Source organism: Streptomyces sp. NPDC104307 (assembly GCF_055584045.1).
This window is the reverse complement of sequence record NZ_JBVJMU010000001.1, coordinates 759018-773789: the sequence shown is the minus strand read 5'-3', so window position 1 is coordinate 773789 and position 14772 is coordinate 759018. Positions and strand designations below refer to the sequence as shown.

13 protein-coding genes and 1 riboswitch are annotated in these 14772 nt (G+C 70.5%); of the genes, 9 read left to right on the top strand and 4 right to left on the bottom strand.

The genetic code is table 11. The features are described 5' to 3' along the window. Nucleotides 1–21 precede the first annotated feature (21 nt). The 7 genes from shc (at nucleotide 22) to ACZ601_RS03100 (ending at nucleotide 8160) form a co-directional block, all read left to right on the top strand. Nucleotides 22–2025 carry a squalene--hopene cyclase gene (shc, locus tag ACZ601_RS03130; RefSeq protein WP_469532374.1) on the top strand — a complete coding sequence of 668 codons (2004 nt, stop codon included), beginning with the start codon at nucleotides 22–24 and terminating at the stop codon, nucleotides 2023–2025. Continuing rightward, a complete protein-coding gene (locus ACZ601_RS03125; RefSeq protein WP_469532372.1) occupies nucleotides 2025–2684 on the top strand; it encodes a phosphorylase family protein in 660 nt (219 codons plus the stop codon). Before shc ends, ACZ601_RS03125 begins: the two co-directional genes overlap by 1 nt. A 5-nt stretch (nucleotides 2685–2689) precedes the next feature. Further along, nucleotides 2690–3709 carry an adenosyl-hopene transferase HpnH gene (gene hpnH / locus ACZ601_RS03120; RefSeq protein ID WP_123530534.1) on the top strand — a complete coding sequence of 340 codons (1020 nt, stop codon included), beginning with the start codon at nucleotides 2690–2692 and terminating at the stop codon, nucleotides 3707–3709. Nucleotides 3710–3926: 217 nt separating this feature from the next. After that, the gene (gene dxs, locus ACZ601_RS03115; protein ID WP_469532369.1) at nucleotides 3927–5864 is read left to right on the top strand and encodes a 1-deoxy-D-xylulose-5-phosphate synthase; all 1938 of its coding nucleotides are present in this window, start codon (nucleotides 3927–3929) and stop codon (nucleotides 5862–5864) included. Continuing rightward, on the top strand, nucleotides 5861–7255 hold the full coding sequence (locus ACZ601_RS03110) for an aspartate aminotransferase family protein (protein WP_469532367.1): 1395 nt from the start codon (nucleotides 5861–5863) through the stop codon (nucleotides 7253–7255). Before dxs ends, ACZ601_RS03110 begins: the two co-directional genes overlap by 4 nt. Nucleotides 7256–7322: 67 nt before the next feature. Next, entirely contained in the window at nucleotides 7323–7940 is a 618-nt protein-coding gene (locus ACZ601_RS03105; protein ID WP_440573835.1) for a helix-turn-helix domain-containing protein, read from the top strand. Nucleotides 7941–7983: 43 nt separating this feature from the next. After that, complete coding sequence (locus ACZ601_RS03100; protein WP_440573834.1) at nucleotides 7984–8160, top strand: DUF6126 family protein; 177 nt, start codon at nucleotides 7984–7986, stop codon at nucleotides 8158–8160. A gap of 27 nt (nucleotides 8161–8187) precedes the next feature. On the opposite strand, the gene ACZ601_RS03095 is transcribed toward ACZ601_RS03100, so the two are convergent. After that, complete coding sequence (locus ACZ601_RS03095; protein WP_469532365.1) at nucleotides 8188–9000, bottom strand: tyrosine-protein phosphatase; 813 nt, start codon at nucleotides 8998–9000, stop codon at nucleotides 8188–8190. 440 nt (nucleotides 9001–9440) lie between these two features. Continuing rightward, nucleotides 9441–9601, top strand: a riboswitch (cyclic di-AMP (ydaO/yuaA leader). A gap of 3 nt (nucleotides 9602–9604) precedes the next feature. Here ACZ601_RS03095 and ACZ601_RS03090 point away from each other — a divergent pair. Both ACZ601_RS03090 and ACZ601_RS03085 read left to right on the top strand, forming a co-directional pair. Next, nucleotides 9605–10558, top strand: coding sequence for a M23 family metallopeptidase (locus ACZ601_RS03090; RefSeq protein ID WP_469532363.1), 954 nt, complete (start codon nucleotides 9605–9607; stop codon nucleotides 10556–10558). A gap of 195 nt (nucleotides 10559–10753) precedes the next feature. Continuing rightward, nucleotides 10754–11599, top strand: a complete 846-nt coding sequence (locus ACZ601_RS03085) for an SGNH/GDSL hydrolase family protein (protein WP_469532362.1) — start codon at nucleotides 10754–10756, stop codon at nucleotides 11597–11599. A gap of 51 nt (nucleotides 11600–11650) precedes the next feature. On the opposite strand, the gene ACZ601_RS03080 is transcribed toward ACZ601_RS03085, so the two are convergent. The 3 genes from ACZ601_RS03080 to ACZ601_RS03070 are packed head-to-tail and all read right to left on the bottom strand — an operon-like array spanning nucleotide 11651 to nucleotide 14704. Then, entirely contained in the window at nucleotides 11651–12532 is an 882-nt protein-coding gene (locus ACZ601_RS03080) for an STM4011 family radical SAM protein (protein ID WP_469532360.1), read from the bottom strand. Nucleotides 12533–12539: 7 nt separating this feature from the next. After that, complete coding sequence (locus ACZ601_RS03075) at nucleotides 12540–13895, bottom strand: STM4012 family radical SAM protein (RefSeq protein WP_469532358.1); 1356 nt, start codon at nucleotides 13893–13895, stop codon at nucleotides 12540–12542. Continuing rightward, entirely contained in the window at nucleotides 13892–14704 is an 813-nt protein-coding gene (locus ACZ601_RS03070; protein WP_469533810.1) for an STM4013/SEN3800 family hydrolase, read from the bottom strand. The genes ACZ601_RS03075 and ACZ601_RS03070 overlap by 4 nt, the downstream gene beginning before the upstream one ends. Between the last annotated feature and the right edge of the window lie 68 nt (nucleotides 14705–14772).

Genomic DNA, 14772 nt, shown 5'->3' with positions numbered 1-14772 from the left:
CAACTGCACGAAGGGGAAGCCATGACAGCGACGACCGACGGAAGCACCGGGGCTGTGGATCCCCGCGCAGCCTCGGCCAGTAGACCGACAACCGAATCAACCATCGCCGCGGACGACGTACTGGCCGCCGCGCGGCGGGCCGCGGAACGCTCGGTGGAGCACCTCCTCGGCCAGCAGGATGAACAGGGCTGGTGGAAGGGCGACCTCGCCACCAACGTCACCATGGACGCCGAGGACCTCCTGCTCCGCCAGTTCCTCGGAATCCAGGATTCCGCCATGGTACAGGCGGCCGGCCGATTCATCCGCGGCGAGCAGCTCGGTGACGGCACCTGGGCCACGTTCCACGGCGGACCGGGGGACCTCTCCGCCACCATCGAGGCCTATGTGGCACTGCGGCTGGCCGGGGACCGGCCGGAAGACCCGCACATGCTCCGCGCCTCGGGGTGGGTCAGGGAACAGGGCGGGATCGCGGCGAGCCGGGTGTTCACCCGGATCTGGCTGGCCCTGTTCGGCTGGTGGAAATGGGACGACCTGCCGGAACTCCCGCCCGAGCTGATGTTCTTCCCGAAGTGGGTCCCGCTCAATATCTACGACTTCGGCTGCTGGGCCCGCCAGACCATCGTGCCGCTCACGGTCGTCTCCGCGAAACGCCCGGTCCGGCCCGCCCCCTTCGCACTGGACGAGCTGCACACCGACCCCGGCGAACCGAACCCAGCCAGGCGCCCCGCACCGGCGGCCAGTTGGGACGGTGTCTTCCAGCGCCTCGACAAGGCGCTGCACCTCTATCACCGGATCGCCCCGCGCCGGGTGCGCCGCCTCGCGATGAACGCGGCCGCCCGCTGGATCATCGAACGCCAGGAGAACGACGGCTGCTGGGGCGGCATCCAGCCGCCCGCCGTCTACTCCGTCATCGCGCTGCATCTGCTGGGCTACGACCTCGACCACCCGGTGATGCGGGCCGGACTCGCCTCGCTGGACCGGTTCGCGGTCTGGCGCGAGGACGGCGCCCGCATGATCGAGGCCTGTCAGTCCCCGGTCTGGGACACCTGCCTCGCCACCATCGCGCTCGCCGACGCGGGCCTGCGCCCCGACCATCCGGCGCTCGTGAAGGCGGCCGACTGGATGCTCGAAGAGGAGATCGACCGGCCTGGCGACTGGTCGGTACGCAGGCCCCAACTCCCGCCGGGAGGATGGGCGTTCGAGTTCCACAACGACAACTACCCGGATATCGACGACACCGCGGAAGTGGTCCTCGCGCTGCGCCGGGTCCGGCACCCGGATCCGGCACGGGTCGAGGCAGCCATCGCCCGGGGGGTGCGCTGGAACGTCGGCATGCAGTCCCGCAACGGCGCCTGGGGAGCGTTCGACGCCGACAACACCAGCCCGTTCCCCAACCGGTTGCCGTTCTGCGACTTCGGTGAGGTCATCGACCCGCCGTCCGCGGACGTCACCGGACACGTGGTGGAGATGCTCGCCATCGAGGGCCACTCCGCGCACCCCGTCACCCGGCGCGGCATCGAGTGGCTGCTCTCCGAACAGGAGGCCGACGGGGGCTGGTTCGGCCGATGGGGGGTCAACTACGTATACGGAACAGGGTCCGTGGTGCCCGCCCTGGTCGCCGCCGGGCTGCCCGCCGCGCATCCCTCGATCCGGCGCGCGGCCGACTGGCTGGAGTCCGTGCAGAACGACGACGGCGGCTGGGGCGAGGACCTGCGCTCCTACAAGGAGGAGAAGTGGATCGGCCACGGGGCCTCGACCGCGTCCCAGACGGCCTGGGCACTGCTCGCGCTCCTCGCGGCAGGGCGGCGGGACACCGCGGCAGTGGCCCGCGGCGTCGCCTGGCTCACCGAAACCCAGCAGGCCGACGGGTCCTGGGACGAGCCGTACTTCACCGGTACCGGCTTCCCCTGGGACTTCTCCATCAACTACCACCTCTACCGGCAGGTCTTCCCGCTGACCGCACTCGGTCGGTACGTGCACGGCGATCCCTTCGCCGGCCGCACGGACCTCCGTGAGGGGGCGTGATGGGCGAACCCGCGGGGCCGTCAGGGCCCGCCGCCCCGCTGCTGATCGCCTGTGCGCTCGGCATCGAACACCTCGCCCTGCGCACCGGCAGGAGCGGGGGGGACGGGGCGCCGGGACCCGTGACCGTGATCCGTACGGGCATGGGACCCAAGGCGGCCGAATCCGCCGTGGCGCGGGCGCTCGGCGAGGGCCGGGCGTTCGGCGCCGCGGTCATCGCCTCGGGGTTCTGTGCCGGGCTGACGCCCGGCATGCACCCCGGGGATCTGGTGGTGGCCGACGAGACCCGGCTCGCCGGGGAGTCGGCCGCCTGCACCGGCACCGAACTGCTTGCCGAGGCACTGGCCAGAGCAGTACCGGGACGCACCGTCCACACCGGTCCGCTGACCGGCTCCGACCATGTCGTACGCGGGCATGAGCGGGCCGAGCTGCGGACCACCGGAGCGATCGCGGTGGACATGGAGTCCGCCGCCACTCTGCGCACCGCCCTGCGCGCCGGGCCGCGCCCGGTTGCGGCCGTACGGGTGGTCGTGGACGCTCCACAGCATGAGCTCGTCCGCATCGGCACGGTCCGCGGTGGAATATCGGCATTCCGTGTTCTCCGTGCCGTCCTACCGGCTTTCTATGAATGGCACCGATCTTTGCTGCTCCCCAGGAGGTGAGCTAGATGGCCATGCCACTCCGTCAGACCATCAAGATTGCGACGTACCTTGCTGAACAGAAGCTTCGCAAGCGGGAGAAGTTCCCGCTGATTGTCGAGCTGGAGCCGCTGTTCGCCTGTAATCTCGCCTGCGAAGGCTGCGGGAAGATTCAGCATCCGGCCGGAGTTCTCAAGCAGCGGATGCCGGTGGCCCAGGCCGTCGGCGCGGTGCTCGAATCCGGCGCTCCGATGGTCTCCATCGCGGGCGGTGAGCCGCTGATGCATCCGCAGATCGACGAAATCGTCCGGCAACTGGTGGCGAAGAAGAAATACGTCTTCCTCTGCACCAACGCGATGCTGATGCGGAAGAAGATGGAGAAGTTCACGCCGTCGCCCTACTTCGCGTTCGCCGTGCACATCGACGGGCTGCGGGAGCGGCACGACGAATCGGTCGCCAAGGAAGGAGTGTTCGACGAGGCGGTGGCCGCGATCAAGGAGGCCAAGCGCCGCGGTTTCCGGGTCACCACCAATTCCACCTTCTTCAACACCGACACCCCGCAGACGATCATCGAGGTCCTGAATTACCTCAATGACGATCTGAAGGTCGACGAGATGATGATCTCGCCCGCCTACGCATACGAGAAGGCACCCGACCAGGAGCACTTCCTGGGAGTCGAGCAGACCCGCGAGCTGTTCAAGAAGTCCTTCGCGGGCGGCAACCGGGCCAGGTGGCGGCTGAACCACTCGCCGCTCTTCCTGGACTTCCTGGAGGGCAAGGCCGACTTCCCGTGCACGGCGTGGGCCATTCCCAACTACTCGCTCTTCGGCTGGCAGCGGCCCTGCTACCTGATGAGCGACGGCTATGTGCCGACGTACCGGGAACTCATCGAGGAGACCGACTGGGACAAGTACGGCCGGGGCAAGGACCCGCGCTGCGCCAACTGCATGGCGCACTGCGGCTACGAGCCCACCGCCGTACTCGCCACCATGGGGTCGCTGAAGGAATCCCTGCGTGCCGCGCGGGAGACCATCGGCGGAAACCGGTGAGGTGATGACCGCCGGAGAACCAGTGGTACTGGCTCTCCGCGAGCCGCCGGCCCGGCCGCTCGCGACGCGTCGCCGTGCGCGACGCGTCCAGGCCGGGCCGGCGGCGGTCGGCCGGGACGAACCGGTTCCGGTGCAGCCGACGACGAGGACCGGGACGTCACACCGGGGGTCCCCGCCGTCACCGTGAGCTGAGACAGGATTAGAGAGGGGGCCCGGTATGACGCTTCTGCGGAGCATCAGGGGGCCGCACGATCTCAAGACGCTCAACGAACCACAGCTCGGTGAACTGGCCGAGGAAATCAGGAAGTTCCTGATCGAGGCGGTGGCCAGGACCGGCGGACATCTGGGACCCAACCTCGGCGTCGTGGAGCTGTCCATCGCCCTGCACCGGGTGTTCGACTCACCCGTGGACCGCATCCTGTGGGACACCGGCCACCAGAGCTACGTACACAAACTCCTCACCGGGCGGCAGGACTTCTCCAAGCTGCGCGGCAAGGGCGGCCTCTCCGGCTACCCCTCCCGCGAGGAGTCCGAGCACGACGTCATCGAGAACAGCCACGCCTCCACGGTGCTCGGCTGGGCCGACGGCCTCGCCAAGGCCAACCAGGTACTGGGCCGCCCCGACCACGTCGTCGCGGTCATCGGTGACGGGGCACTCACCGGCGGCATGGCCTGGGAGGCGCTGAACAACATCGCCGCCGCCAGGGACCGGCCACTGATCATCGTCGTCAACGACAACGAGCGGTCCTACGCGCCGACCATCGGCGGCCTCGCCAACCACCTCGCCACCCTGCGCACCACCGACGGCTACGAACGCTTCCTCTCCTGGGGCAAGGGCGTCCTCCAGCAGACCCCCGTCATCGGACAGCCGCTCTACGAGTCGCTGCACGGCGCCAAGAAGGGGTTCAAGGATGCCTTCGCCCCGCAGGGCATGTTCGAGGACCTCGGCCTGAAGTACGTCGGGCCCATCGACGGCCACGACACCGCCGCCGTCGAGTCCGCCCTGCAACGGGCGAAACGCTTCCACGGCCCGGTGCTCGTGCACTGCCTCACCGAGAAGGGCCGCGGCTATCAGCCCGCCCTCCAGGACGAGGCCGACCGCTTCCACACCGTCGGCGCGATGGACCCGCTGACCTGCGCCCCGCTCACCCCGGCGGCCGGCCCGTCCTGGACCTCGGTGTTCGGGGACGAGATCGCCGCGATCGGGGCGGAGCGGCCCGACGTCGTCGCCATCACGGCCGCGATGCTGCACCCGGTGGGGCTGACGAAGTTCGCCGAGGCCTTCCCCGACCGGGTCTGGGACGTGGGCATCGCGGAACAGCACGCGGCGGTCTCCGCGGCGGGACTGGCCACCGGCGGACTGCATCCCGTCGTCGCCGTCTACGCCACCTTCCTCAACCGGGCCCTCGACCAGCTGCTGATGGACGTCGCGCTGCACAGGTGCGGAGTGACCTTCGTCCTGGACCGGGCCGGCGTCACCGGGCCCGACGGCGCGTCCCACAACGGCATGTGGGACATGTCCATGCTCCAGGTCGTACCGGGACTGCGGATCGCGGCACCGCGCGACGCCGGCCAGCTGCGGGCCCAGCTGCGCGAGGCCGTCGACGTCGATGACGCCCCGACCGTCATCCGGTTCCCCAAGGAGTCGGTGGGGGAGCCGGTCCCCGCCGTCGGCCGGACCGGCTCCATGGACGTACTGCACCGCGCCGAGGACGCCGATGTGCTGCTCGTCGCGGTCGGCGTCATGGCCCCCGTCTGCCTGCGGGCCGCAGAGCTGCTCACGGGCGCCGGCATCCGGTGCACCGTGGTCGACCCCCGCTGGGTCAAGCCGGTCGACGGGCAGCTGGCCCCGCTCGCCGCACAGCACCGGCTCGTCGCCGTCGTCGAGGACAACAGCCGGGCCGGCGGCGTCGGCTCGGCGGTCGGGCAGGCGCTGCGGGACGCCGACGTCGACGTACCGCTGCGCACGTTCGGCATTCCGGAACAGTTCCTCGCCCACGGCAAGCGCGCCGAGGTGCTGGCCGACATCGGACTCACACCGGTCGAGATCGCCGGCCGGATCAGCGCGACCCTGGCCCTGCGGCCGAAGGCCGACGACGACGGCCACCACGAGCGCGACGCCCTGAACAACGGGCACAAGGAGAGCGGGGCATGAAGGACGACGGGCCCAAGGGCTTCGATCTGGCGCAGCTCCTCGCGGAGCGCGGCGCAGAGCGCTACGAGCTGCACACCAAGTACCTCAACCACCAGCTCCCGCGGATGCTGCGCACCATCGGCTTCGACAAGGTCTACGAACGGGCCGAGGGCGCGCACTTCTGGGACGCGGAGGGCAACGACTACCTGGACATGCTGGCCGGGTTCGGCGTGATGGGGCTCGGCCGGCACCACCCGGTCGTACGCAAGGCGGTGCACGACGTCCTGGACGCCTCGCTCGCCGACCTCACCCGCTTCGACTGCCAGCCACTGCCGGGGCTGCTGGCGGAGAAGCTGCTCACGCACAGCCCGCACCTGGACCGGGTGTTCTTCGGCAACAGCGGTACCGAGGCCGTCGAGACGGCGCTCAAGTTCGCCCGGTACGCGACCGGGAAGCCGAGGATCCTGTACTGCGCGCACGCCTTCCACGGACTGACCACCGGGTCGCTCTCGGTCAACGGCGAGGACGGTTTCCGGGACGGCTTCGCGCCCCTGCTGCCCGACACCGCCATCGAGCTCGGGGACCTGGAGGCTCTGCGGCGCGAGCTGAAGCGCGGAGACGTGGCAGGCCTGGTCGTCGAGCCGATCCAGGGCAAGGGCGTGCACGCCTCGCCGCCCGGCTTCCTGCGCGCCGCCCAGGAACTGCTCCACAAGCACAAGGCGCTGCTCATCGCGGACGAGGTGCAGACCGGTCTGGGCCGGACCGGCGACTTCTACGCGTACCAGCACGAGGAGGGCGTGGAGCCGGATCTGGTCTGCGTCGCCAAGGCGCTCTCCGGCGGCTATGTGCCGGTCGGCGCCACGCTCGGCAAGGACTGGATCTTCAAGAAGGTCTACTCCTCGATGGACCGGGTGCTGGTCCACTCGGCCAGCTTCGGCTCCAATGCCCAGGCCATGGCCGCCGGGCTCGCGGTCCTCGCGGTGATGGAGGACGAAGAGACCGTGGCCAACGCGCGCCGCACCGGTGATCTGCTGCGCGAACGGCTGGCCGCGCTGGTCGACCGATACGAGCTGCTGCACGAGGTGCGGGGACGCGGGCTGATGATCGGCATCGAGTTCGGCCGGCCGTCCTCGCTGAAGCTGCGCAGCCGCTGGACGATGCTCCAGGCGGCCCGGAAGGGGCTCTTCGCGCAGATGGTCGTCGTTCCGCTGCTCCAGAAGCACCGGATTCTCACCCAGGTCTCCGGCGACCACCTCGAAGTGATCAAGCTGATTCCGCCGCTCGTCATCGACGAGGCGGACGTGGAGCGGTTTGTGGCCGCGTTCACAGCGGTGATGGACGACGCGCACAACGGCGGGCTGATGTGGGACTTCGGCCGGACCCTGGTGAAGCAGGCCGTGGCCAACCGCTGATCAGCGGGGTTTTTGCCTGGGAGGCAAGAAATTTGCCTCCCAGGAAAGATCCTGGCCCAATGGACATATGAATCCCCCAGAAGCAGGGGCGGCCGACGTGGCCGACGAGCTGCCCGGTGTAGCGCCTCGACTGCGCGACCTGCGCCGCGGCCGCGGGCTCACCCTGGAGACCGCCGCCCAGCGCGCCGGGCTCTCGCCCGCCCATCTGTCCCGGCTCGAAACGGGCCGCCGTCAGCCCTCGCTGCCGATGCTGCTCGGACTCGCCAGGATCTACGGTACGACGGTCTCCGAGCTGCTCGGCGAGATCCCGCCGGAACGTGACGCGATCGTCCGCGCCCGGAAGTTCGAGGGGGCGGAGGCGGACGGCTGGATGTACCAGCAGGCCGGTGGGCCCGGCCGGGCCATGCAGGCGCTGCGCGTCCGGGTGCCGTACGGCGCGCAGGGTGACCTGGTGCGCGTCCACCCCGGCGAGGAATGGCTCTATGTCCTGGCCGGAAACCTCCGGGTGACCCTCGGGGACACCGTGCACGACCTCGGCCCCGGCGACAGCGCGCACTTCGACTCGCTCACCCCGCACCGGATCGCGGCGCCGGACCGCGAGGGCGCCGAACTGCTCTTCGTTCACACCCTGCTGCAGAGCCCCGCCGCCGAGCTGTGTCTCGGCAGCGGGATCCACCGTCGCTGAGACGCCGTCCCGCCGGCCCGTCCGGTCACCAGAGAGGACCGTCATGTCCGATTCAGAGAACTACGACCCGCTGACCCCGGCCAGGCACAAGGAGTCCGACTCCCAGGAGCGCACGATGCCGCGCGGGCTCGTCATCAGGCTGTTCGCCTATCTGGTGGCCGGGCACGTCATCGCGGGCTTCCTCTACCTGCTGTTCGCGGTGGGGATGCACAACCAGTAGCCGGCGGCATCCCCTCCCCGGGGTCCGTCAGGAGTCTTCGAGGAGCCGCTCGCGCAGCCGCTCCCGGGTCTCGGGCGTGACCTTCAGCCCCTCGGAGAGGTAGCGGTCCGTGTCGCCCCAGGTCTCGTCGATCGTGGCGAAGGCCGCCGCGAGGTATTCGCTGTGGGCGCCGAAGAGCGGGCTGAGGAGCTCCATCACCTCGGGCGACATCCCGGCTGCGGAGGTGTCGCTGCGGCGCACCCGGTAGCGGCGGTGGGTGTCGTTGGACTTGAGGTAGTCGGCCTCGATCGTCTCGCGCCCGACGCCCACCGCGAGCAGCGAGATCGCGATCGAGAGCCCGGCCCGGTCCTTGCCCGCCGCGCAGTGCATCAGGGCCGGGACGCTGTCCTCGGCCAGGGCGTGCAGCACCTGGCTGTGCTCGGCGGTGCGGTCCAGGATGATCGAGCGGTAGGAGGCGACCATGCGGTCGGTCCCCTTGCCGCCGCCGAGGATTCCGTGCAGCTCGTCCATGTTGCCGTCGCGCACCATCCGCCAGAACTCGGTGCCGTCCGCCGGGTCGGTGAGCGGGATGTTCACATTGCGTACGCCGGGCAGCTCGACGTCCGGTCCGTCCAGCTTGAGGTCGGCGGCGTTGCGGAAGTCGAAGACGGTGTGCAGCCCGAGGCCGCCGAGGAACGCCGCGTCCTCGGGCGTGGCGCCCGCGAGGTGACCGCTGCGGTAGAGCCGCCCGTACCGCACCCGGCGGCCGTCCGAGGCCGGCAGTCCACCCACGTCGCGGAAGTTACGGACCCCCGCCAGCTCGGGTTCCGTCGACGGGGTCTGCGGCAACTGCTGCGTCACGGTCACTCCTGGGGCTGTGCCGCCGACGCGTGTCGCCGACGGGTCCACTCCCGTGACGATACGACATCGGATACTCGGACAATCACCCCGGCGGCAGCCTCGGTTCTCCCTCTTGTCCCGGCCCTCCGCGGGGCGCCGGTGCGGACGATGTGAGTGACATGTCCGTATTAAGGCTTTTAGTCGAACATGCCCTGCTTATGCGGGAGATGGTCACCCTCTCGTGAGCGGGATCATATCCGTGACGGTGTGTGGCGGTACGCCGGTCGGGTATTCCGTACGTCAAGCGGAATGCCAAGATCCATAATCCACGGAGTGTGACCGGAATTCCGCGTCGAATTTCCGGTGCGGAATCCGGCGCGGAACCCGTGGCTTGTTTCCGCCGTCCCGGCTCGCTTACGTTCCATGTCAATCCGGATGGAACGCCTAATCCTGCCGCCGTCCGGAATTCCGCACCCACTCACCGTGTGGCAGGAGCGGGGGACCCAGGTAAGCCGCCGACCGGAGTGATCCGGCCGGCTCGGGGTGAAGTCGCGCCAGGCGCGGCCGGGCATCTCCAGCCCGAACCCGACAGCTCACCTCGTAGGCGCCGGAGAGGAAATTCTTCATGCCCATCCCGGGTAAGCACCGCCGTCCCAAGTCCAGCACCATCGCCCGCGGCGTCGTCGTCGCGAGCGCCGGCGGAGCCGTCATCGCGCTTCCGCTGCTCGGCGCCACCGGTGCCAACGCCGCGGAGCAGGCCGCTCCCGCCACCGCGAAGTCGGCCGCCGCCACGCACGCCACCCCGGCCAAGCCGGTCGCGGACAAGCAGTCCGGCACCAAGACGTACTCCGTGGTCTCCGGCGACTACCTGTCGAAGATCGCCGCCGAGCACAAGGTCAAGGGCGGCTGGGAGAAGCTGTACCAGGACAACCGCAAGGTCGTCGGCGACAACCCGAGCCTGATCTTCCCGGGCATGAAGCTGACCCTCGGCGGCAAGGCCTGGGGTCACGCCCCGGCCACCGGTTCGCACACCTCCACGGGTGACACCACTCCGTCGAAGGCCCCCTCGAAGGCCCCGGCCAAGACCGAGTCGAAGGCCCCCGCGTCCTCCGGCACCACGTCCTCCTCCGACACCCAGGCGTCCAACACCGCGTCGTCGGACCAGGGCAGCGCCTCCGGCTACGTCCACCCGGTCCCCGGTAACCACACCACCGCCTACCGCGCCTCCGGCGCCAGCTGGTCCAGTGGCAGCCACACCGGCATCGACTTCCCCGTCGCCAGCGGCACCAGCGTCAAGGCGATCACCTCCGGCACCGTCGTCACCGCGGGCTGGGGCGGCGCGTACGGCAACGAGGTCGTCATCAAGCACGCCGACGGCCACTACTCCCAGTACGGCCACATGTCCTCGCTCTCCGTCTCGGCGGGCCAGACCGTGACCGCGGGCCAGCAGGTCGGCCTCTCCGGCGCCACCGGCAACGCCACCGGCCCGCACCTCCACTTCGAGGTCCGCACCGGCCCGGCGTACGGCTCGGACATCGACCCGATCGCCTACCTGGCGTCGCACGGGATCAACGTCTGATCCACGCAGCAACGGTCCGGTGACGGACCGGAGCAATACAGAGGGACGGTGCGCGGCGGCGCACCGTCCCTCTGTATTGCGGTGACCGTCCTTATTCCCCCTTTACCAAAAACTGACCGGGTGGTCTATCTCACCACCCGTCAACCCCGTAATACGGTCGCGTAGGTCACAATCGACGGTGCAGGATATGCCCTTGTGGCAGACGATTCGAGAATCATCCGACAGGGCGTCATCAACCGACAGGGCGCCATCGAGTCGTACGCGGCGATTGGCGACAGTTTCACCGAGGGAGTCGGTGACCCGGGCCCGGCCGGGACATTCGTCGGCTGGGCCGACCGGTTCGCGGTCATCCTCGCGGACCAGCTCCCCGAACCGGCGACGGCGCAGGGCGGCACGGCCGCCGCGCACGGACACTTCCGGTACGCCAATCTCGCCGTACGAGGACGCCTCCTCGACCAGATAGTCGAGGAGCAGGTACCGCGCGCCAAGGAACTCGCCCCCGACCTGGTGAGCTTCTGCGCGGGGGGCAACGACATCATCCGGCCGGGCACCGACCCCGACGACGTGGCCGAGCGCTTCGAGCGCGCGGTCGCCGAGCTGACCCAGTCGGTCGGCACCGTCATGGTCACCACCGGCTTCGACACCCGAGGCGTTCCGGTGCTCCGCCATCTGCGCGGCAAGATCGCCACCTACACCGCCCATGTGCGGTCCATCGCGGACCGCTACGACTGCCCGGTGCTCGACCTGTGGTCGCTGCGCTCCGTGCAGGACCGGCGCGCCTGGGACGGCGACCGGCTGCACCTGTCACCCGAGGGGCACACCCGCGTCGCGCTGCGCGCCGCACAGGTCCTCGGCCTCGACGTGCCGGCCGACCCGGACCAGGAGTGGCCGCCGCAGGTGCACCGGGGAACGCTGGAGGTCCGGCGCGACGACATCCACTGGGCCCGCGAGTACCTGGTGCCGTGGATCGGGCGCCGACTGCGCGGCGAGTCGTCGGGGGACCACGTGGCGGCGAAGCGGCCGGACCTGCTGCCGCTCTGAGACCGGCCGGCTCCCGGCCGGGAGCCGGGAGCCCGGCGATCCGTCCGGGGTCTACGAGCCGGCCCGCCCGATGTCGTACAGCGGCCGGGCCGGGATGCGTTCCAGCACGCCGCCCGCGAACACGTCGTACAGCGGCAGCGTCTCCAGATGGACGTAGCCGATATGGCAGTCGCAGACGGAGAGCGGGCAGGCCCGGGGGCCCAACGCCTCCCGGTAACTGCCGTCGTAGAGATTGCCGAGCTCGGCCCGGACGAAATGGCAGCGACGCACCGTGCCCTCCCCGTCGACCGAGATGACGGACTCGCCGGTCCGGCAGGGCAGCCCGGCCGAGCGGTGCGGATGGCGGCTGTACGGGAACAGCGGGTCGATCTCCGTCCACCGGCCGGCCTCCGCGTCCGTGTAGGTGTGCCCCTCCGCGGCGTTGACCCAGAGGTACACCTCCCCGGGGAGCGCCGCCCGCAGCCGCCGGGCCTCGTCGAGGTGATCGTCCAGACCCACCACACCGACGCTGTGCCGGATCCCCAGGGACGTCAGCTCCCCGCACCGGTCCAGGAAACGCTCGTACGGTGTCTGGCCCGGGTGGTACGTGCACCAGAGCGCGATCTTGTCCCGGCCGGCGGCGCCCGCCTCGGCCAGCCACCGCGTACGTCCGCTCAGGTTCGTCTGGATCGCCACCCGGCGGATGTGCGGCAGCCCGGCCAGCTCGACCATCGCCCGGCGGTACCAGGAGCGGACCAGCCCCTCGCCCCACGGGGTGAACAGCACCGAGATCCGGTCCTCCTCCCGCGCCGCCGCCCACGCCGTGAACCGCTCCAGCGCGGCCCGGTCGGCGCGCAGCTGCTCCCGGCTGTCGCGCCGCTTGGCGAACGGGCAGTACGGGCAGTCGTAATCGCACGACGCGAGCGGACCCCGGTAGAGAATCGTCAGGTCCATACGGGGCTCACTTCAGTTCGTACGAGGCCATCGCGGCCCGCACGGCGGGGGAGAAGAGCTCGGGGCCCAGCGCGTCGGAGTACGCGAGCCCCTCGGGCGACAGGCGCAGCAGCCCGGCGGCCGGCGCGTCCGGATCGAGCCAGCCCCGCTCCTCTAACAGGGCCAGCTCCGCGCGGAAGTCCTCGTACGGGGAGGTACCGAACCGCTCGCGGTAGCCGGACAGGGGCATGCCATCGGCCTGGAGCACCGACTGCAGGAGATGGCGGCGGCGCGACTCGTCGCCGTCGGTGTACCGCCCGACCTCGGCGCGGGAGAAGTCGGCGGTGCCCGTGTAGGCGTCGATGATCCCGCGCACCTCGCCCATCCGCACCGCGTAGTCGAAGGAGTAGTGCAGCCGGGAGGTGTACGAGCGGGCACCGCAGCCCAGGCCGATCATGCCGTCGGTCTGGCACGCGTAGTCCTCGGGGCCGTCCGTGCGCGGGGCGTCGGCGCGACGGAACATCCGCATCGACACCTGCTCGTAGCCCCGGGCGAGAAGGTGGTCGCGGCCGGTCCGGTAGAGGCGCAGGCGCTGCTCGTCCCAGACCGGGTCCGCGGCACCGGCGGAGAGCCGGTCCAGCGGGGTCAGCGGACGCACGTACAGCGGGTAGAGATACAGCTCCTCGGGCCGCCAGCGCAGAGCCGCGTCCAGGGAGGTGCGCCAGCTCCGCTCCGTCTGGCCGTCGATGCCGTAGATCAGGTCGACGTTGAGGACGGGTATGGAGGTCTCCCGGATCAGGCCGAGGGCGCGCTCGACATCGGCGGCGCGCTGCGGGCGCACCGCCGCGCGGGCCTCGGCCTCCACGAAGCTCTGCACACCGATGCTGATCCTGGTCGTGCCCCGCTCGGCGAGGACGGCCAGCCGGTCGGCGGTCGCGGTCGACGGGGACGTCTCGACCGACAGGGGCACCGAGCGGAGATCGGCGCCCATGCGCTTCTCCGCTATGTCGCACAGGCGCTCCAGCTCGGCGGGCTCCAGGAAGGTGGGTGTGCCGCCACCGAACGCCGCGGCGGCGAACCGGACCGGCTCCCCGTCGCCCAGCGCGTCCCGCACGGCGCTCGCCTGCCGGTCCAGCGCGTCGAGATACCGCGAGGTCAGCTCGTCGGGCGCGCCGATCCGGGTGAAGAGGTTGCAGAACCCGCAGCGGACCTCGCAGAACGGAATGTGCAGATAGAGGGAGAGCGCGTCCCTGGGTTCTCCCGCCCACAGCTCGCTCAGCTCCGGACGCCCGCCGGGGAGTCCGGCGAGCGGGCGGTACGCCGTCTTGTGCGGATAGGCGTACACATAGCTCTGGTACGGGCGGACGGTGTGCGGACTGGTCATCGTGCGGTCCCCGGTTCCAGGAAGAAATGGGCGTACGGAACGGTCCAGACGGACTCGTGCCCGAGCCGGTGACCGGTGTAGCCGTCGTCGCCGTACGCCGTGCCGTGGTCGGAGCAGACGATGGCGAAGGCGCGGCGGCGGCTGCTCACGGCGGCGAAGAGCCGGCCGATGTGGGCGTCGACGTACTCCAGCGCGGCGGCGTGCGTGGCACGGCTGTCACCCGCGTCCCGGGTCGCGCCGGACCGGTGGAACCAGTTCGGCTGGTGCAGCGCGGAGACGTTGACGAAGAGGAACAGCCGCTGTCCGTGCGGCAGCCCGGCGACGACCTGCTCGGCACGGGTCACCTGTGCCTCGAACGAGGTGGGCGAGGCGACGCCGAACTCGGGCTCCCAGTGGGCCTCGTGGAACATCCCGGGCAGTACCGAGCCGAGCGGTGCCCGCTGGTTGAAGAACCCCACTCCGCCGACGCACACCGTGCGGTACCCGGCCCCGGCCAGGCCCGAGACCAGGTCGGGAGTGTCGAAGACGAAGGTGCGCTCCTCGGTCGTCTCGCTGCCCGCGAACCGGGCGGCGAACAGCCGGGGATGCGGGCCGGGCGCGGCCGGTGTGGGCAGGAAGCCCGCGAAGATCGCCTGGTGCGAGGCGTACGTGAAGCTTCCCGGGGCGTGCCGCCGCTCCCAGCCCCCGGCCGGCAGGTGCCGGGCGAGATTGGGGATACGGCCGGCGGCGGCCAGCTCCGCCGCGACGTCGTACCGCAAAGTGTCCAGGGTGACGAGCAGCAGATCGTCGTGGCCGACGACCTCGCTCATGTCCGGGTTCGGGGCGTCCATGACACCGGACGGGGGTTCGTCCATGGCGCCGGGCGGGGGCTCGTCCA

What these genes read in the sequence shown, in the direction of transcription:
- ACZ601_RS03090 (WP_469532363.1), top strand. Translation starts at nt 9,605, where the DNA reads ATGCCCATCCCGGGTAAGCACCGCCGTCCCAAGTCCAGCACCATCGCC.
- dxs (WP_469532369.1), top strand. Translation starts at nt 3,927, where the DNA reads ATGACGCTTCTGCGGAGCATCAGGGGGCCGCACGATCTCAAGACGCTC.
- ACZ601_RS03110 (WP_469532367.1), top strand. Translation starts at nt 5,861, where the DNA reads ATGAAGGACGACGGGCCCAAGGGCTTCGATCTGGCGCAGCTCCTCGCG.
- ACZ601_RS03105 (WP_440573835.1), top strand. Translation starts at nt 7,323, where the DNA reads ATGAATCCCCCAGAAGCAGGGGCGGCCGACGTGGCCGACGAGCTGCCC.
- shc (WP_469532374.1), top strand. Translation starts at nt 22, where the DNA reads ATGACAGCGACGACCGACGGAAGCACCGGGGCTGTGGATCCCCGCGCA.
- ACZ601_RS03075 (WP_469532358.1), bottom strand. Translation starts at nt 13,895, where the DNA reads ATGACCAGTCCGCACACCGTCCGCCCGTACCAGAGCTATGTGTACGCC.
- ACZ601_RS03100 (WP_440573834.1), top strand. Translation starts at nt 7,984, where the DNA reads ATGTCCGATTCAGAGAACTACGACCCGCTGACCCCGGCCAGGCACAAG.
- ACZ601_RS03070 (WP_469533810.1), bottom strand. Translation starts at nt 14,704, where the DNA reads ATGAGCGAGGTCGTCGGCCACGACGATCTGCTGCTCGTCACCCTGGAC.
- ACZ601_RS03080 (WP_469532360.1), bottom strand. Translation starts at nt 12,532, where the DNA reads ATGGACCTGACGATTCTCTACCGGGGTCCGCTCGCGTCGTGCGATTAC.
- ACZ601_RS03125 (WP_469532372.1), top strand. Translation starts at nt 2,025, where the DNA reads ATGGGCGAACCCGCGGGGCCGTCAGGGCCCGCCGCCCCGCTGCTGATC.
- hpnH (WP_123530534.1), top strand. Translation starts at nt 2,690, where the DNA reads ATGGCCATGCCACTCCGTCAGACCATCAAGATTGCGACGTACCTTGCT.